This window comes from Gluconobacter cerinus, assembly GCF_025961355.1.
Classification (GTDB): domain Bacteria; phylum Pseudomonadota; class Alphaproteobacteria; order Acetobacterales; family Acetobacteraceae; genus Gluconobacter; species Gluconobacter cerinus.
In genome coordinates, this window is record NZ_JAOQNM010000001.1 from 3,158,067 (window position 1) to 3,176,712 (window position 18,646).

Consider the following 18,646-nt stretch of genomic DNA (forward strand, 5'->3'; position numbering starts at 1 on the left):
AGCGGTCGAAGTCTTGTTACAGGCTTTGGGCATTGCTCCAACAGATCCGGACTACGGCTCTGGTTGGGGGCATATGCCATTATTGATCGCCACAGCCCCTCACCCATGCCGTAGTTCCGTCTCTGTTGTCTTCAATACGTTTATGGAGAAAACGAGTATGGTCCCGACAGGTCTGAGCGAACTTGAAACCGAACGCCATATTGGCGGAATGGGGACGAATATCGCCCGTCAAATTCCCAGGATCGATCTCTCCTCTTTTGAAGAACGGAAATACCAGATTGCGGACGAACTTTGGTCTGCGGCTACGGAAATCGGATTTTTTCAGGTTTATAATCACGGTATTCCGCAGAACGACATAGATCGAGCGTTCTCACTGGCAACAGCCTTCTTTGCCCTCCCTAAAGATGCAAAGGCCCGCCTTCCCCTCAAACCTGGTACGAACGCCGGATGGGAATTTCAGGAACAGGTGCGGCCCTCAACAGGTACACCTGACCATAAAGAATCATTTCAGATCACTCTTCCCAGAATGACGGCTCTGTGGCCAACAGAGCAAGACGCGCCGGACTTCAAGGAATTTCTATCTCACTTCGAGCACCAGAACTGGCTTCTGGGTATGAAGATCCTGTCCTGCTTTGCCATCAAACTCGGATTTGACCAAAAGTTCTTCACCGAACTGCACGACCCGTCCTCCCCTGACTACCAGTGCACTCTTCGTCTCATTCACTATATGAGCATGGAGAATGCTCTGCCGGAGGACTTCAAACGCTGGCGTGCAGGCGCCCATTCGGATTTTGATTGTTTGACACTTCTTCATCAGCGAACAGGCGAAGGCGGTCTTCAGGTTTGCCCTGGGAAGGATGCAAAGAGCGGGGCATGGACCGACGTTGAACCCGTCTCAGGATATGTGACCTGCAATATTGGCGACATGCTGATGCGGTGGAGCGACGACAAGCTGCTGTCCACGCTTCATCGTGTTCGCATGCCACAACCGGACGAATATCTTGGTGAGCGCCTCTCCATTCCCTTTTTCTGCCAGGCCAATCGGGATGCAATCATTCAGGGGCCAGAGAAGAAATATGCTCCGATCTCGGCCCAGAACTATCTTCTGGAACGCCTGAAGGCTAATTTTGCGGCGACTGAATCGAAAGGCAGCACTACAGGAACTGGTGCTGCCCTTTAAAGATCAAGCCAGCGCCTTAAGTTGCCTGACCTGGAAAATTGTCAGGCAACCCATTCCCAGGGCGCAGAACGCAAACAGGGCGTAACTGGTCCAGAGCGTTGTCGAGAAGTAGAGATAAGGCATCAGGACCGCCGAGACGGAAATAAACTGACCGACCGTGCCGGCAACAACGCCACGGGTCTTCCTGTCTGTCGCAACCACCGGCAGCAAAGACATCCCTGCACCACTCAGGCCGCTATAGGCGAATGTCCAAAGAAATAGCCCGGCAGACGCGACCAGCATCGTGCTTCCTGGGAAAAGCAGCAGCCATTGAGCCAGCATGCCAATAGCCGCCATGATGCAAAACATCACCCGGGAACGACGCTCCGTTCCGACACATAGACTGACAATCAACCCACCAGCCAGCATGACGACAATTTTGATGATCGCGACTTCTGCGGCAGACGCAGCCAAGCTCACGTGGTGAACGCGCGCAAGGTAAGAGGGCGCGATCAAACTGGTTCCATAAGCAATCCCATTCGGGAGCGTTACTGACAGCCCGAGAGCCGTGACCAGCCAAGGTGACAGTCGCTTGGCCGGACCGCTTTCAGTCAAGACAACTGGCGGCTCTTTCAAACCAGCGAGCGTCAGAACGCCAACAGTAAGAATAACAACCATCAGCGCCATATGGGCCGTGCAGGCTGCCTGCCAGCGTCCCCCATTCAAAAAAGGAATGGCGAGCAGAAGACCGGCTGAATATCCGGCCGGAGCAAAAGTGGACCAGAATGCCAAAGCTTTGGAGCGACTTTTTTCCGGCAGATAGCGCATGAACAACACCGGGGAACCCGCTGTCGCGAACGCAAACCCGCACCCACACAGCATAAGCCCAATCCGCAAGCTCCATAACGTGGATGTTGACAGGAGGAGACTGTCACCAATCAACGTAAGGACAACTGAAATTGGAAAAGCGCGCTTTACGCCAATACGGTCGACCACCATGCCGAACAAGAAAGATGTGAAGGCTGCGGGCACGGAAAAGAAAGACAAACTGGTGCCAACAGGTCCCGGAGAAACATGTCGGACTTCCGCGATCGCACTGATAAACGGAACCACCAGTCCGACAACGGCCATGGACACTGCCGAATAAACGTAAATCACCAGAACAAGAAAGAGATGATAGCCTGATCTGTCGCTCGTGGTCTGCATGGTCTTGTATCCTTGAAAAGGCCGGCCACGGGTCCGGCTAAGGGCTATTCAGTCGGCTTAGTTATTCCATGGAACATTCGGCAAAGCTTCCTCTACCGGGCCTGGCGGCTTGATTGAAGCGCAGCTTTGCGGAGGCATATGGCCAGCCAGAAGCATTTTCACGAAAGGAATGGAATCCTTCAAAGACACGTTGACTGCACCATTATGGGTCATACCCGGATAGCGCTTCCACAGAACATGAGTCCCAGCATCACACATGGCTGCAACAGCATTATACTGCCCATTCACTCCGGCCTCACCATCTGCCAGACCTGTCCCGGCGAACACAGGAAAGCTGATTTTGGCATCCGGGATCGTGAAGGCTGCGTCGTGTCCAGCCTCGAAAGCAGGAAGCTTCTCGTTGAAAAGTGCGTTACTTTGCACTTTGAGCTGGTCAGCTTTGTCGAAAAGATTGTGCAGGCAGGCGTGGCGAGCAATCTGGGACATCTGGCGCCCCGCACTCGTCAGAACTGTCCGGCTGTCTGTCTCAGGCTGCAGAGACTGGTCAGATCCTTCAACCCGCAACATGGCGAACGCGGAATCCATTTTGCTGGCGTCCGTATAAACTTCAGGAATAGGCACATGTCTCGCGCCTGGTGAGACTGCGAACCCTGTTACAAGGCCTGTAGCAACGACTCCCCGAATGTTTAACTCAGCAGCGTATGAGGGTGCTAGCCAGGCGGCTCCAAGCGCTGCCCCGGATCCCTGCGATTGCCCGACCAGAACGATCCAGTTTCTGATCTCTTTTGGGAAACTGCTCAGAGACGCTCTTAATCCGTCCAGAACGCTATAACCTTCCGGTCGATAGAACAGATACGGGTGCGGTCCCGGAGTTCCCAGACCCTGATAATCCGTCGCGACAACGACAAACCCTTCAGACAACCACCGCGACAGATAGGCTTTATCCCGACTGGAATACCCGCGCCAGGATGGAGCACAGACATCCGCAACGCCTGTCGTTCCGTGCTCCCAGGCCACAACAGGCCATCCATCAACAGGAGGCTTCCCCTTTGGAAACAGAATCTGCCCTGAAACTGCAATCGGACCGCTTTTGGTCACGCCATTCTGGGAAGAATACAGGACCCTAACGCCGCGACTGGCTCCTTGAGGAAGTTTGGTGAGATCCATGTCTTCATGCTGGATCAGCGTTCCGGGTATTGAGGATATAGCCGTATTGGCCGTGTAGAAAGCACTTACGCCACCGTCGCCATATCGGTCGTCAACACTCGCGGTGGTTGACGGTGATTCAGGTGAAACTGTGCATCCACCCAGTGCCAGCAGGAAAGCTCCTGTAGCGCATGTCAGGCCAGATAGTCGTGGCGTCATGAGGGGTCTCCGGTGCTGAGGGAGAGTGCACGGCGCCATTCCAGCGTGCGTGCAATCGCTCCAAACGGATAAAAATGTAGCCCACGAAAATTCGTGTCGGGTGTTTGAGCGATTTCTTGGGCTACAGCATCAACAAGATGTTGCGGATTGCAGGGCATAAACCAGCGATGCAGTTTCCAGCGTTGACGCTGCATGAAACGCAAAGACTGCCCGACACCACAGGCCATACCATACCGCACCAGCGTTTTTGGCGTCGTTAGCCCGTAAATTCCCAGGTTGATTGGCAGTGTAATGCCCTCTTCCCTGAGCCTTTTCTCCCAGGCAAGAACTGGAGCCGCATCAAAGCAGAACTGCGTTACGATCTGCATATTCAAACCCTGCGTCCGTGCAAGATCCTGTTTGCGACGCATATACTCCAGCAATGTTGCCTCGCTGGCCTGCGGGTGCCCCTCAGGATGCCCAGCAACGTAGACAGTGCGAATGCCAGTACGAACCGGGATCTCTGTTTCCAGAATTTGCACCGTATCGGCAAAAATACCAGCAGGCTTATCCGCTCCTCCCGCGATCAGGAGCATTCGCGGAATATCCCGCTCGGTCAATGCAGAGCAGATTTCCTGCAGATGGCCTTCGTCACGGATGGATCGAGCTGCGACGTGAGGAACTGGTAGGTAACCGCACAACTTCAGCAGGTCACAGGCCGCTAAAACGTCTGCAAATGGAACTCCCGGAAGCCAGGTCACGAAGACCCTTGATCCGCAGGCAAGATCAGGCAGAACACCCGAGAGCTCCAGAATACGGGATGGCAGAAGCTCGATAGAGCTTTCCGTCATCAGATCTGCACGCACCTGGCCGACCAATATAGTCATGCACCAATCCTTTTTTCCGCGAGATCCAAAACGGTTTTGAGAAGCATCATACGTGTCATCACGCCAAAACTTCGATCAGGTGGCGTCATCCAGCTCGCAACATCAGCAACTGCAGGATGGACATCCCCTTGCAAAGAGCCCTCGGGCCAGCTCATGCCAACATCAATGACAACAGCTCCCGATCGCACCATATCCGACGTTACCAGATGCGCTGAACCCGCGGCGGCTATAATGACGTCGGAGTTCTTCAGAACATTCTTAAGGTTCCGGCTTTTACGATGCAATATCGTAACGGTCGCGTTTCTGCTTTTTCCAGACAGCAAGAGCGCAGCGGGGCCGCCGACGAGACGTCCCCGCCCCAGAACAGCAACATTGGCCCCTTCCAGAACAAGGCCTGCCTGCTGCAACACTGCATCAATGCCCCTCACAGTGCAGGGAATAACAGACGGATCTGATGTCGTCAGAGACATCAGGTTAACCGGATGAAGACCATCCACATCCTTTTCAGCGCTGATCGCCTGAAGAACCTGTCCCTCTTCTAAATGTGCCGGCAGAGGAAGTTGAACCAGAATTCCAGTGATGGCTGAATCTTCATCAAGCCTTCGGATTTGCTCTAAAAGATCTGCCTGCGTGATAGATTCAGGCAGAACAATCTTCCGAACTGCAATTCCAACCTTTTCGCAGTCCTCGATTTTACGACTGACATATGTAGCGCTTTGTGGATCATCGCCTACCTCCATTAGCGCCAGGCAGGAAATGGTGCCCTGTTGCCTCAGCGTTGCGGCTCTGCTCTTGCTCTCCTCCAGAAGTGTGAGACCCAGTGCATCCAGATCAAAGAAACGAGCAGCCACCGCAATTACTCCCCTGCCAGAAACGGTCTCAGATAGCTTTAAGACGACGAATGATTTTTTTCATAAACGTCCGACGGGCGTTCAACGTGGTGTTATTCATATTGTAAAGCCCCAGGTAATCGACGCTGACACGACGGTTCATGACGGCACGCAGAAAACGTGTCCCATTCTTCCGTGGTGGATCACCAAGAACAAACGCACGATGCCGCGGGCAACCGTAAGTTGTGACGGTCATGACCTTCTTGATGTTTGTAAAGCCAGGAGAAAGCTTTCCATCTATCAATTTAAAAGAGACATCTGGAAGAAAAACGCGATCAAAATAGCCTTTAAGAATTGCAGGCCAACCAAAATTCCAAACAGGATGACACAAAATTAGTACATCCGTACTTTGCAGACGCTTCACGTAATCCGCTACGCGATGCTGATTAATACTAACATCGTGATACTCGATACGATCTTGCGGGCTTAGAACAGGATCGAAATTGTCCCGATATAGGTCCAGAGCATCGACTTCATGCCCTCCAGCTTCCAGTGTCTGCGTTACCAGCCTGAACAGTGCTGCGTTGAAGCTATCTTCAAGCGGGTGAGCGAAAATGACGTGGACTTTCACGCGGGGTTCCCTGTTTTTCTGGCTCTATCAGAAGAGTTTTGTTCGTTATTCGAACACTTGTTCGTTATATTTATTTTAGGCATAATCATTTTCAGCCTGCAATGATATTCGTAACGGCTATGCATAGTTTTTTGCCCAGAAACGGATTTGTCCATGGACCAGCCCTCGCCTGTCCCCGATACCGAGATTTCCCTGACATTTGTTAAGGGCCTCGAAGTCCTGCGTGCTTTTGAAAATGGCCAAACAGACATGACCGTCGCAGACATTGCGCGTCTGGTAGGGCACACGAGGGCCGCCACGAGGCGACTTGTCAGAACGTTGGAAGTTCTCGGTTATGTCCGGAGTATGGATCAGCGGTACAGGCTTACAGCACGCGCCTTGAAGCTGGGGCTCGGCTTCCTACAAAGCCGCTCCATCGGTCATCTTGTCGGGCCGGTTCTTCGAGCTGAATCCATTGTTATCGGAGAATCCATTTCTCTCGCTCTGCTGGACGCAGACGAGGCAATTTATGTTTTTCATAATCCTGCAGACAAATCTGCCGAAATGTCTGGGCATACTATTGGTAGCAGCATGTCTCTTGCCAGAACCGCAACTGGCCAAGCCATTTGCGCCTTTTTACCCGAGTTCAGACAACAGACCGTACTGGCCACCTCAGGCCTTTCTGAAACAGAAGCAACATGCGTGGCTAAGAGTCTTAAAGACGTTCACTCTCAGGGTTTCGCCTTGAGGGATGTGTCTCCGCAAAGCGATCTGCGTGCCCTTGGGGTGCCTGCCTTTAATGTAAATGGCCAAATTGCTGGTGCACTCAGCATCGTCTTTCCACCCAGCCGATACTCCATGACACAGATCCAGAAGGATCTGGTTCCCCACCTTCAGCGATGCGCAACTTATCTTGTAAGCGCCCTATGAGACCCCAAAATGACAATCTTCCTGCATACCTCTGAGCTTGCCCAAAACTATTTGGCCAGACTCAAAACACAGATCCGCTCACAGCAGAAAATTCTGGACCGTACGCCCATTCTCGCTGTCGTCACCGGCTCTTCTGACGCGGGGCCATCAGCCTATCTGCGTCGCATTAGCGGACTGGCGGAACAAGCCGGAATCAACCTGCAAGTTGTTGACATTGCGGGACAAAATGAAAGAAATTTTTGCCAAACGGTCCGAGAACTTGGTGCTAACAAGCAGATCGATGGAATTCTGATCCTCTTCCCACTCCCGGAAGAAATTTCCCGCCAAGCCATCATAGACGCCCTTTCCCCGGAGAAAGATGTGGATTGTCTCCATCCACTCAATCTTGGAAGCATCATGAACGGCGCTCCATACTTCGAGCCCTGCACGGCAACAGGCGCATTGATGGCAGCAGAACATCTCGTCGGAGATCTGCGCGGGAAAGACTGTGTCATCATTGGCAGTTCGCCCCTTGTCGGGCGCCCTTTGAGCATGCTTCTTCTGGATCGCGGCGCAACGGTTTCCGTTGTGCACATTGATACTCAGGACATCCAGTCACATTGCGAGAAAGCAGACGTCCTCTTTTCAGCAGTAGGAAAAGCCAGATTAGTGACTGCGGACTGGATCAAACCAGAGAGTTGCCTCATCGACATAGGGATCAGCTATTGCCCGGATGAGGGGCGTGTCGTAGGGGATGTTGATCTCAAATCTGTCGAAGATATCGCATATGCGGTTACTGCGGTTCCGGATGGTGTTGGGCCACTGACAACCTGTACATTACTGGCCAATACCGTGAAAAGTGCTTTTAATCGGGCAGAATTAAACTTCAGCTATCCGGCTCTTTCGCAATAACAATAGAAAAGGCCGGAAAGAAGATCTTTCCGGCCCATAGTCTTTAACCCTCTGCCTTCAGCGTTTTGGCGCTGAGCATTTTTCCGGGGTTCAGAAGTAACATCGGATCGTATCGCTTCTTGATTGCGGCCAGATCTGGTGATGCCACACGGTGCATGCCGCCCTCCTCAATGGTCACGACATGCGGGTTGGCAATATTGACCCCCCGCTTCTCATGTTCCGCGATGATATAGTTCAGGCGCTCTTCGTCCGTGAAGCGAATAACCGGCAATGCAGCACAACTCACATGACCGCCCATCGGAAAGAATTCCAGATGCATCATCAGGTCATCAGGGAAAAGCGCACGGATTTCCGCTACTTTCTCTAGTGTCCCGACGTGCGGATAACCGCACTGCAGATACGTGTAACCACGATCTTTCTTCAGAACCTGAAGCGTCGTGTGGTTCCATGTCAGCTCATAAAGCGGAGTTGCACCCGACGTGTCCTCAGCTTCTCTGGTATTGGCTTCATAACAGAGGTGACCGTTAGCAGCTTCTGCAAGCGCCTTAACCGTCTCAATACCTGCCGGAGCGATCATGAGAATGACTAACGATGCACCATCTGGCACGTGCTCGCGTACGGATGCGAAGAATGGTGGCAGGTCACCGTCAACAACAGACACCAGCTTCTTCTGAATGCCGGCCTGAAGCGCAATATCACGTGCAAAAACCGCTGCTTCTTCAAAGGTGCCGAATGAGATGGCCATATCCAGCCAATCCACGGCTGGCTCAACGCCAATCTCCAGTTCGGTAATCAGGCCTGTCGTTCCGTAGGTGTGAAGAATACCCCTCGCGTCAGAGCCGCGAAGTTCGAGAGCTTCCGGATTTTCGTCCAGAGTGACAAAGCGGAGCCCCAGAATATTTCCCGGTGACGAAAGACCGCCCCATCGAACAGACCCAATACCGCCGGATCCACCCGCGATAAACCCGCCGATCGTTGCCGTCCGTTTCGTGGACGGATACATGCGGACTTCCCAGCCCCGTTCATGCAGAGCACGATCCAAGTCCAGCATGTTCATGCCCGCCTGTACGCGTGCGACACCATCCTTGACCCAAAGGAGCTTATTGAGCTCCGTCATTTCAACGACAGCGCCCCCCTCCATCGGAACAGCCTGTCCATAATTCCCAGTGCCACCCCCACGCGGAGTAAGTGGCGTTTTTGTCTCACGTGCCACGCGCGCAATATGAAGAAGATCCTCTTCATTGCGCGGCATAACGATACAATCGCCAAAACAGCTATCAAGCTGCCGCTTCAGAACCGGACTATACCAGTAAAAATCACGGCTTTTCCGCTTCACAAGAGCCGGCACCGTTTGAACAGGAATATCGCCAAGGAGCGACAGGAAGGTCTCAACCGAGCTCATCGACCCAGATCCTCCGTGATAGGACGAAGACGATCCAGCGGATATTCAGCAATCTCGGCAAGAAGCTCAAGAAAACCTTCAATCCACTGATTGGCAACAGCTTCGCCCTTCTCGGCCGTAGCAATCCCGGCGTTTCCTGCCGCACCTGATGGGTGAATATCGTGCGTCAACCAACCAAAGCCTACACGGCCTTCTGCTTCCAGCCATTTGGCCGTCTCGGCAAGCTTCTGGGGCCATGGCTCGAAATTGTCAGCGCGTTCCATCTCAACAAGATCCGGTCGCAGGTGAAGCATCAGGGATGTTTCAATATCGCCACCATGAATCCCATAGCGGCGCTCTTCTTCAGTGAACATGCCATCCGGCACGCCAAAACGGGACCAGCCAACACACACAACAAACATTCCATGTGTCCGGCGGAGTGTTCTGGCAACGATATCCAGGATCTGTGGCTGCCCACCGTGGGAATTCAGGAGCACCAACCTCTTCACACCAGATCGTGCGACGCTTTCACCAATTTCGATGAGGACCTGCGTGAGGGTCTGCGCGCTGAGGGTCAGTGTTCCAGGATAAGCAACATGCTCTTCGCTTTTGCCAACAGCCTGAATAGGAAGTGCGGTCGCGGGGACGGTCGCGGGGAGCGCCTCCATTGCCTTATCAAGCAGCATTTCATTGATACAGGCATCCACATAGACCGGAAGATGTGGGCCATGCTGTTCCACCGCCGCCACAGGAAGAATGGCAACGGTCTCAGGGGGAAGCTGACGAAACTGGCGGGAAATCATGTCACACCAGCGCTTTTTGGGCCAGAAAACCGTCTCGGAATTGCTTGTCATGGGCTTGTCTTCCGTTGTCTCTTGTGTGGAATGACACGCCCCGGTGAGGACGAGCCAACACATTCCCTGCTCCGATATGATATCATCCCGGAACGAAAAGATAGATGAAACAGGAAGATCGCAGCTTTTAAAGCATCTATTTTCGACCGTAGCGATGCAAAAAAGAGGGCGCAAATTTCACGGGCATTCCGCTAGCGTTTCAAAAAACAGGAGCCAGCCATGTCCGAACTTTCACCACAGTCAATGCCTACGCGCTCCGTGCGCCTGAATCGTCTCTCCAAAACGGTAATGGTCGCGTCTCTGGGAGTCTTCGGCCTTCTCGTCGCACTTAATAATATTACAGATTATGGTTCAAACTACGCATTTGTTCGTCACGTTCTGTCGATGGATACCACGTTTCCCGGCAACAGTCTCAGATGGCGCGCGATCTCAGTCCCGCTGCTGTGGCATATTTTTTACGTCCTGATTATTGGCGCTGAATTCGCAACCGGTGCTCTTTTTTCGTTTGCAGCCTGGAAGATGGCGAAGGCGATCAACATGGATAGTCCGGCCTTTAAGGCCGCTCATACCCTTGTTCCCGTCGCGACGGCCGTAGGATTTCTCATCTGGTTTTTCGGCTTCTCTGTCGTCGGAGGTGAGTGGTTCGCGATGTGGCAATCCCATAGCTGGAACGGCCAGGAAGCCGCTTTCAGGTTTTTTATGACCATGCTGGGAGTTTGTATTTTCACCCAGCAGAAAGAGTGAGTGCGTCCTTTTTGCGCGCACAAATGGGTTAAAAAGGTATCGGTCCAGCAGCAGAATAGCTCTTCCCACGGAGACAAAAAAACCGTTACGGTCTAATTATAAATGGACGTTGGGAGGCAGCTCATGACACCTTACAGGCTTGATCGACGCAGTATGCTCCGCGGCATCATGGCTGCGGGCGCGGTGTCTTCCCTACCCTCTGGGCGAGCAAAAGCGGCATCCAGGCCCCTGAGTCTGCTGACCAACTGGTATGCTCAGGCAGAGCACGGAGGCTACTACCAGGCCTCCGAAGAAGGACTGTACAGCGCTCAAAATCTGGACGTTTCAATTCAGATGGGTGGCCCCCAGATGAACATGACCCAGCTTCTGATGGCCGGACAATGTGACATCGCCATCATGCAGGGTGAAGAAGCCATCCGCTGTGCAGTGCAGGGCATTCCCGCCGTCGCAATCGCTACGACTTTCCAGAAAGGCGTTGGCGGCGTGATGACCCACCCGGATATTCACGACATCGCCCAACTCAAGGGCCATCCCATTCTGATCAGTTCAGAAGGGCGAGCCAGCTTCTGGGTGTGGCTTAAGAAGCGTTATGGTTTCACGGAAGACCAGGCCCATCCCTACACCTATAATCTCCAACCCTTTGCTTTCAATCCGCAGATGGCCATGCAGGCCTTTGTTTCCTCGGAGCCCTATGGCGCCAAAAAAGCTGGTATTCCATTCAATTTCTTCCTCCTCGATGACCTGGGCTACGCTGCCTATGGAAACGTGCTGATGGTGTCCCGCAAGACCCTCGAAGAACGTGGCCCCGAGCTCCAGAAGTTCATCGTGGCCAGCAGCGAAGGCTGGAAACGCTATATTTTTGGAGAGTCCACCAAGGGGGATGCTGCGATCCGTAAAGCCAATCCGGATATGAGCGCGGACCAACTCGCGTGGTCCCGTCAGAAACTCCGCGACATCAAAGCTCTGGGCGCACCGGGAGCACCAATCATGACAATGAATGATGAGCGCTGGCAGCGCATTTACGACATCCAGCTTTCAGCTCAACTCATTGCAGACAGTCCGAAATGGAAAGATGGGTATACCCTTGATGTCGTCCACAACAGCCTGGCGACTGTCCCCGCATGAGCAGTCCCGTTCTTTCCCTGAGCAGCGTTGAGAAAATTTTCTCCAACGGCGTGCGCGGTCTTTCTCCTGTCGATCTGAGTGTGGAGACAGGAGATTTTGTTACGCTGATTGGGCCATCTGGATGCGGCAAAAGCACGCTCCTCAAGCTCATCGCCAATCTTCATACCCCGTCGGCTGGCACACTGAACTGGTGGGGCGGTGGCTTCAAGGACGTAGGCCAGAAAGGGCGCCGTATGGCGTTCGTCTTTCAGGACGCAACGCTCATGCCATGGGCCACGATCGTGAAAAATGTGCGCCTTCCGCTTGATTTGGAAAAAGTGGATCGGACAACGGCGGACAAGCGTGCCCATGCAGCTCTTGAACGCGTTGGCCTAGATCACGTGGCCGATCAATATCCGGCACAACTCTCCGGCGGTATGAAAATGCGCGTGTCCATTGCCCGTGCACTCGTTACTGAACCAGATCTTCTTCTGATGGATGAGCCATTCGGTGCATTGGACGAATTTACCAGAAACCGCTTGGATGAAGAAATGGCCCGTCTTTGCTATGAAGACGGCCTCACCACCCTGTTCGTCACACATGCCCTTCATGAGGCTGCATTTCTGTCCAGCCGCGTGATGGTCATGGCGGCTCATCCTGGACGTATTCATGCTCAATACGAAATAGACCGTGGCATTGTTCGCGACGAAACTTTTCGCCTTTCCGATCAGTTTGCCGGCATCAGCAAAGAATTGGCGATCCTCCTGGAAGATGCCAGTCGGGACAGCATGATTGGTCAGGAGGCGCGGCAATGATGACATCCCGTTCTCTCTCGCTCCTTGCTCCCATCACGCTCGGAATCATCATTCTGGCAACATGGGAAGCGATTTGTCGCTTCTGGCATATCCCGCCTTACCTGATGCCCTCCCCGTCTGCCATCTGGCGTGCTTTGATGCTGGACGGCATATCATTACTCCATGCGTTGCTTATCACTCTGGAAATCACATTTGCGGCGCTCGTTGTGGCCGTTCTCGGGGGTGTTCTGATAGCCTTCCTATTGGTGCAGAGCCCGCTGATCGAACGGTGCCTGATGCCTTATGTGGTCATCATGCAGGTGACCCCGATTGTAGCAATTGCGCCGCTGATCATCATCCTGATCCACAATACTCCCCTCGCCCTCACTGCCTGCGCAGCATTGGTAGCGATCTTCCCTGTGATCTCGAACACTCTGCAAGGCCTGCGCAGCGTAGATCCAGATCTTGCGGCTTACTTTCAGATGCACAAAGCCACCCGCCTTCAAATGCTGCTGCGACTGCGAATTCCAAGCGCTCTTCCCATGTTCATGGCGGGCTTGCGCATCGCAACAGGCCTCTCACTTGTCGGTGCCATTGTAGCTGAGTTTGTTGCCGGAACGGGCGGCAATTCGGCTGGCCTGGCGTATCAAATCCTTCAATCCGGCTTTCAAATGGATATTCCCCGGATGTTCGCGGCACTGTTCCTTATTACAGTCGCAGGCCTCGTCCTGTATGCCGCAGCAGCCAGCCTCCAGCGCTTTGCTCTGAGACATCGCTCATGACTTTTCCTGCTTCTTCCAGCACCGGCCCAAGGGCCCTCCTGAACGCGACTATTCCGGCAGGCCTGCGGCCTTCGTCATTCACTAATGAGTCCATGCGCTACGATATCGCGCTCTCAGATGGGAAAATTTCGGATATTCTACCGGCAGGAAATCTTTCTTCCGTCGGTGAAGCGATTGATCTGAAAGGTCAGATGGTCTGGCCATGCTTTGCAGATATTCATACCCATCTGGACAAGGCCTTCATCTGGGAGCGCACACCCAATCCTGATGGAACTTTCATGGGGGCCTTGCAAGCCACAACCCAGGATCGAGAAGGGTATTGGACGGACGCAGACGTTGAGCGCCGCATGGAGTTCAGTCTGAACTGTGCCTACGCGCACGGGACAAGCGCCATAAGAACGCACCTGGACACCTTCGGCACGCACGGGAACCGCGTTTGGCCGCTTTTGCGTCGCCTTCAAAAGAAATGGTCCGGAAAAGTCGCTCTGCAAGGCGTCTCCCTGACCATGCCTGAGCGCTACATGGGTGAAGACCGGGACGGCATCGTTAGAAATGTCGCCGAGACAGAGGGGGGCGTTCTGGGCGCCGTCCTGATGAAGCACAACACGACGCCGGAAGCCCTCGAAGTTCTCTTTGGACTAGCCACAGAATACGGGCTCGAACTGGATCTTCATGTCGATGAGAATGGAGAAACAGACGGAACGGCTCTGGAACTGATCGCCCAGACAGCTCTGAAGCTTCGGTTTCGTCAAAAGATCTTATGCGGCCATTGCTGTAGCCTTAGCGTCCAAAGCGAGACGCAACAGACGCACATTATTTCCCTGCTCGGCGAAGCCGGGATTGGCATTGTGAGTCTCCCACTTTGCAACATGTACCTTCAGGACCGCACCGTAGGGCGCACACCAAGATGGAGAGGTGTAACCTTACTGCAGGAACTCGATGCGGCGGGTATTCCAGTCATGCTTGCCAGCGACAATGTCCGAGACCCCTTCTACGCTTACGGGGACTTTGACATGCACGAAATTCTTCAGGGCGGTACGAGGATCGGCCAGCTGGATCATACTCACCGTCCTTGGGCGCAATCGGTCACAAGCCGTCCGGGATCCTGGATGGGAAGGAACCATCGCTTGGAAAAAGGTGCACCAGCCGATCTGATTATCTTTCCAGCTCGTTCCATGAATGAATGGATGAGCCGCTCTCAGGCCGGACGGACAGTTCTCCGAAACGGTCGCATTCTTGAAGCAGCTCCCCCCTCATACGAAACTCTGGGAGGTGAAATCTGATGTTCGCGCTGGAACCTCGCCGGACGGAGACAATGCAAACACGGGATGGCGTTTCACTGGTTGCTGATATCTGGGAACCAGAAGGAGACGGCCCCTTCCCCGTTCTTCTGATGCGACAGGCTTACGGTCGCAAGATTGGTACGTCGCTCTGCTACGCACCACCGGAATGGTATGCCAGTCACGGCTATATCGTCATTATGCAGGACGTGCGGGGACGCGGAGATTCTGGCGGTGAGTTTGTCCTGTTCGAATATGAAGCGACAGATGGCGCCGATACGATCGCCTGGGCCGCATCCTTACCGCGCAGCAATGGTCACGTGGGGATGTTTGGATTCTCCTTTCAGGGGAGCAACCAACTTCTGGCAGCCGGAGAAAAACCAGCAGCGCTCAAAGCGGTTGCGCCTGCCATGATCGGCTGGCAGCTGGATCAGGACTGGGCGTATGAAAATGGGGCATTCCCGATGCGCGCCAATCTAGGTTGGGCGACGCAACTGGCAGCAGAAACAGCAAGGCTCCAGGGAGACTACGAAGCCCAGCAGGCTCTCTTCGCTGCTAGTCGGGGCATGTCTTTCAATGGGCGACAGCCAACTGTGCCTGCACATGAAGCACTTCTGGCAAAATATAGCCATTATACCCGCTGGAGGGAGACGCCTCCGGGAGATGCCTACTGGGACAAAATCTCCCCCGCATCGCGGTTGACCGAAATTGCGGAGCTGGCACCCGCAGTTCTACTGATTGGGGGATGGTACGACAGCCACCTTCCGGGCACGCTGGAAGCATATCGTGCCCTGTCCCCGCACATGCCAACACGCTTGATTGTTGGCCCTTGGTCACACTTTCCTTGGGATCGACATATCGGGGATGTGGACGTCGGTGAGGCTGCCATTACAGACATCGATCAGCAGCAAATCGCATTCTTCGATCAATATCTAAAAGCTGCCCCCATACCCGAGACGGAGCCAGTACGCCTTTTCGATATGGGCGCCTGTCGCTGGCAGGACTTCCCGACACTCTCGGCAGGAAAAGTTCCAAGCTATCCAGCCGGGACGGGCCGCTCCGCGATTGACACACGCGATGGTATTCTGAGCGCGTCGACAGCTCCTACAGCACCGTCAGAGAGCCTTACTCTCGATCCGTGGCGCCCTTCGGGTCCGTGTGGTGGAAGCTTCGGGTTTCCGGGAGGCCCCGTAGATCGTGCCCGCACCGATGCGCGTTCGGACGTCCTGACATTCACGACGCTCCCGCTCGAATTCGATCAGTTACTCGCAGGAACGATCACAGGGTGCTTTGAAATCGAGAGTGAATACGCCGGTTTTGACCTTCATGCCTGCGTCTCGCGTATCGATCAGAACGGCAAAGTACACCCCCTCGCAGAAGGATATGCGCTGACCGCCCCTGGTCAGACGTCTCTGCCGCTACGGGGAACATGCGTCACATTGAAAGCCGGCGAAAGATTGAGACTCTCCCTGTCTCTCTCCTGCTTTCCCGTGTTTCCAATCAACCCCGGCACAGGGGCTAGCCCTATTACCGCCACTCTGGACCAACAACAGGTGACGACAGTTCACTTCAAATGCGGCTCCGGAACCTACCTTCTTCTTCCTTGGATCAAACAGGAAAGATAATTCTCATGCCTTTCGCAAAATGCAGCCCTGATAGCGTTGAAGCCTTTCGGATTGCTCCGGATTCAACCAATTACTTTGCCATTTTGTTTGACAAGACGGCTGGCGATTATGCGTCCATTGCCGTTGTCGAGATTTTTGAACCTGGTGGCGCAACACCACCCAACACACACACTGATGCGGACGAAATGTTTTTCGTGCTGTCCGGCACAGGCCGCGCCTGGTGTGATGGTCAGAGCTGCGAACTCAAGGCTGGCGACGCACTTCTGGTCAAGCCTGGATCAGAGCATGTTCTGGAAAATACAGGCACCAAGAAGCTCTACACTTTGACAGTAATGACCCCGGACGAAGACTTTGGAAAACTGATCCGTAGCGGAGTTCCAGTCAAGCTCGATGCCGAAGATCTGGCGGTGCTGTGCGGAGGCAGTCAATGAGGCGTCTGGGCAGCACACACGTTAACAGTTGGGGGGCAACAGCGTCCTCCATAAGTCTTTTACGGCCAGAGCGTCCTTCTCGGCCAGTTAGTGTTCCGTCTCAGCCTCAGGCACTGACGTTCGATCTTGCTCGTACCGCGATTATTGTGATCGATATGCAGAATGACTTCTGCCACCCGGACGGCTGGCTAGCGTCCATTGGTGTTGACATCACGGCTGCCCGCCGCCCCATTGATCCGCTGAAGACACTCCTTCCCGCGCTTCGAAAGCATGATGTCCCTGTTATCTGGCTAAATTGGGGAAACCGTCCAGACAGGCTTAACCTTCCCCCTTCTGTCCTGCATGTTTATGACCCCGCAGGTGAAGATAAAGGCATCGGCGCGGCTATAGGCGCCACAGACCGCAAAGTTCTGGAAGACGGCAGTTGGAATGCTGCAATCGTTGACGAGCTCGAAGTCGATCCGGAAGATATTCACATCTCCAAGTATCGAATGAGTGGCTTCTGGGACACGCCACTCGAGGGGATACTCAAAAACCTGCGTGTAGACACATTGCTTTTCTCAGGCGTCAATAGCGATCAGTGCGTTCTCAGTACACTGACAGACGCAGGATGCCTCGGTTACGACTGCATCCTACTCGATGACTGCTCCGCGACGACTTCTCCAGATTTTTGCCAAGACGCAACTGTTTACAATGTTCGCCAGTGCTACGGATTTGTAGCATCCGGCTCAGATCTGGCGAAAAATCTTATTCGCTGAACGGTGGACACAGCGGCTTTCAGGAGCAACCTCAGTGCTGCTGGAAGCCGAACAGACAAGGGTCTTCCGATGCTTTTGCTCCGCAAGGAGAGGCAATATGAGCCCTCTAATTTAATGACTAGGCTCAGGCCCCATTGATATTGAATGGCCGGATATGATTCAGGCTCCTTGAGGAGACTGGAGATGAGTGACCTGTATTGGCTGACAGACGAGCAAATGGAGCGTCTGCAGCCCTTTTTCCCGAAGAGCCATGGCAAACCTCGTGTTGATGACCTTCGTGTGTTGAATGGGATCATTTTCGCAAACAAAAATGGTTTGCGCTGGCGTGATGCGCTCCGGGAATACGGTCTACACAAGACGCTCTACGATCGCTGCAAGCGCTGGAGTGCTATGGGGATATTCATCCGGATGATGGAGGGACTGGAGGCCGGCAAGCCAGAGCCTCAGACGATCATGAATGATGCGACCTATCTCAAGGCACATCGCACAGCTTCGAGCCTGCGGTTAAAAAAGGAGCTCCAGGCCGTCTGATTGGGCTCACCAAAGGCGGAATGAATATGCGAGCGGACGTCCGCTCGGTTTCTTCATGACAGCAGGCCAGATCAGTGATTACACCGGTGCGGCTGCCCTTCTGGACGATCTCCTAGGATGCTTGCAGACCCGGGCTATGACGCTGACTGATTTAGGGGTGCCTTAGAGGAGAGAAGGATCAAACCATACATTCCGGGGCGAAAATCTCGTAGGAAACCGGTAAAATACGACAAGCGAAAATATAAACGCCGCAATCGCATCGAGATCATGTTCGGAAGGCTCAAGGACTGGAGACGGGTCGTGACACACTATGACAGATGTCCCACCGTTTCTTCTCGTCAATCTGCCTCGCTGCAACCGTCTTGTTCTGGCTATGCGTCCTGAGCCCAGACACACGTCAGACCTCACGTTGCTCGACACAACTATCACACTGCTGTTTTTGACGGGAAGAAACGGCAGCCACGAGCCCGCGAAACTCAACAATAAAAAAAGCCCCCGGAACGTA

General features: G+C 53.8%; 18 protein-coding genes and 1 pseudogene. 12 read left to right on the plus strand and 7 right to left on the minus strand.

The features are described from left to right. Positions 1-157: 157 nt before the first annotated feature. Complete coding sequence (locus tag M2305_RS14585) at positions 158-1,180, plus strand: isopenicillin N synthase family dioxygenase (protein ID WP_408871479.1); 1,023 nt, start codon at positions 158-160, stop codon at positions 1,178-1,180. Between the two features lie 3 nt (positions 1,181-1,183). Here M2305_RS14585 and M2305_RS14590 read toward each other — a convergent pair whose 3' ends face one another. The 5 genes from M2305_RS14590 to M2305_RS14610 are packed head-to-tail and all read right to left on the minus strand — an operon-like array spanning position 1,184 to position 6,057. Further along, the gene (locus M2305_RS14590; RefSeq protein ID WP_264649814.1) at positions 1,184-2,365 is read right to left on the minus strand and encodes an MFS transporter; all 1,182 of its coding nucleotides are present in this window, start codon (positions 2,363-2,365) and stop codon (positions 1,184-1,186) included. A 57-nt stretch (positions 2,366-2,422) separates the two neighbouring features. Further along, a complete protein-coding gene (locus M2305_RS14595; protein WP_264649815.1) occupies positions 2,423-3,730 on the minus strand; it encodes a lipase family protein in 1,308 nt (435 codons plus the stop codon). Next, positions 3,727-4,596 (minus strand): methylenetetrahydrofolate reductase, encoded by an 870-nt coding sequence (locus tag M2305_RS14600; RefSeq protein ID WP_264649816.1) that lies wholly within the window; start codon positions 4,594-4,596, stop codon positions 3,727-3,729. Before M2305_RS14600 ends, M2305_RS14595 begins: the two co-directional genes overlap by 4 nt. Further along, the gene (locus tag M2305_RS14605; RefSeq protein WP_264649817.1) at positions 4,593-5,447 is read right to left on the minus strand and encodes a bifunctional 5,10-methylenetetrahydrofolate dehydrogenase/5,10-methenyltetrahydrofolate cyclohydrolase; all 855 of its coding nucleotides are present in this window, start codon (positions 5,445-5,447) and stop codon (positions 4,593-4,595) included. Before M2305_RS14605 ends, M2305_RS14600 begins: the two co-directional genes overlap by 4 nt. A gap of 28 nt (positions 5,448-5,475) precedes the next feature. Next, on the minus strand, positions 5,476-6,057 hold the full coding sequence (locus tag M2305_RS14610) for an NAD(P)H-dependent oxidoreductase (RefSeq protein ID WP_264649818.1): 582 nt from the start codon (positions 6,055-6,057) through the stop codon (positions 5,476-5,478). Positions 6,058-6,210: 153 nt separating this feature from the next. Between M2305_RS14610 and M2305_RS14615 the strand changes: the two genes are divergently transcribed. Together M2305_RS14615 and M2305_RS14620 are read left to right on the plus strand one after the other, a co-directional pair. Further along, complete coding sequence (locus tag M2305_RS14615; RefSeq protein ID WP_264649819.1) at positions 6,211-6,966, plus strand: IclR family transcriptional regulator; 756 nt, start codon at positions 6,211-6,213, stop codon at positions 6,964-6,966. A gap of 9 nt (positions 6,967-6,975) precedes the next feature. Further along, entirely contained in the window at positions 6,976-7,857 is an 882-nt protein-coding gene (locus M2305_RS14620; RefSeq protein ID WP_264649820.1) for a bifunctional 5,10-methylenetetrahydrofolate dehydrogenase/5,10-methenyltetrahydrofolate cyclohydrolase, read from the plus strand. A gap of 43 nt (positions 7,858-7,900) precedes the next feature. On the opposite strand, the gene M2305_RS14625 is transcribed toward M2305_RS14620, so the two are convergent. Beyond that, positions 7,901-9,259, minus strand: a complete 1,359-nt coding sequence (locus M2305_RS14625; protein WP_264649821.1) for an FAD-binding oxidoreductase — start codon at positions 9,257-9,259, stop codon at positions 7,901-7,903. After that, on the minus strand, positions 9,256-10,092 hold the full coding sequence (locus M2305_RS14630; RefSeq protein WP_211496259.1) for a creatininase family protein: 837 nt from the start codon (positions 10,090-10,092) through the stop codon (positions 9,256-9,258). The genes M2305_RS14625 and M2305_RS14630 overlap by 4 nt, the downstream gene beginning before the upstream one ends. A gap of 219 nt (positions 10,093-10,311) precedes the next feature. Here M2305_RS14630 and M2305_RS14635 point away from each other — a divergent pair, with 219 nt between their 5' ends. From M2305_RS14635 to M2305_RS14675, 9 genes and pseudogenes are all read left to right on the plus strand, one after another. Further along, positions 10,312-10,836, plus strand: a complete 525-nt coding sequence (locus M2305_RS14635; RefSeq protein ID WP_264649822.1) for a DUF2165 family protein — start codon at positions 10,312-10,314, stop codon at positions 10,834-10,836. Positions 10,837-10,959: 123 nt separating this feature from the next. Further along, positions 10,960-11,961, plus strand: coding sequence for an ABC transporter substrate-binding protein (locus M2305_RS14640; protein WP_264649823.1), 1,002 nt, complete (start codon positions 10,960-10,962; stop codon positions 11,959-11,961). Beyond that, positions 11,958-12,755 (plus strand): ABC transporter ATP-binding protein, encoded by a 798-nt coding sequence (locus M2305_RS14645; protein ID WP_264649824.1) that lies wholly within the window; start codon positions 11,958-11,960, stop codon positions 12,753-12,755. The genes M2305_RS14640 and M2305_RS14645 overlap by 4 nt, the downstream gene beginning before the upstream one ends. After that, positions 12,752-13,516, plus strand: coding sequence for an ABC transporter permease (locus M2305_RS14650; protein WP_264649825.1), 765 nt, complete (start codon positions 12,752-12,754; stop codon positions 13,514-13,516). Before M2305_RS14645 ends, M2305_RS14650 begins: the two co-directional genes overlap by 4 nt. Next, positions 13,513-14,799 (plus strand): cytosine deaminase, encoded by a 1,287-nt coding sequence (locus M2305_RS14655; protein ID WP_264649826.1) that lies wholly within the window; start codon positions 13,513-13,515, stop codon positions 14,797-14,799. Before M2305_RS14650 ends, M2305_RS14655 begins: the two co-directional genes overlap by 4 nt. Further along, positions 14,799-16,421, plus strand: coding sequence for a CocE/NonD family hydrolase (locus tag M2305_RS14660; RefSeq protein ID WP_264649827.1), 1,623 nt, complete (start codon positions 14,799-14,801; stop codon positions 16,419-16,421). The genes M2305_RS14655 and M2305_RS14660 overlap by 1 nt, the downstream gene beginning before the upstream one ends. Before the next feature lie 5 nt (positions 16,422-16,426). Next, the gene (locus M2305_RS14665; RefSeq protein WP_215766227.1) at positions 16,427-16,852 is read left to right on the plus strand and encodes a cupin domain-containing protein; all 426 of its coding nucleotides are present in this window, start codon (positions 16,427-16,429) and stop codon (positions 16,850-16,852) included. Beyond that, positions 16,849-17,610 (plus strand): cysteine hydrolase family protein, encoded by a 762-nt coding sequence (locus tag M2305_RS14670; protein WP_211500824.1) that lies wholly within the window; start codon positions 16,849-16,851, stop codon positions 17,608-17,610. The genes M2305_RS14665 and M2305_RS14670 overlap by 4 nt, the downstream gene beginning before the upstream one ends. 183 nt (positions 17,611-17,793) lie before the next feature. Continuing rightward, a pseudogene (locus M2305_RS14675) lies at positions 17,794-18,515 on the plus strand (IS5 family transposase); the annotation flags it as partial. Positions 18,516-18,646 lie beyond the last annotated feature (131 nt).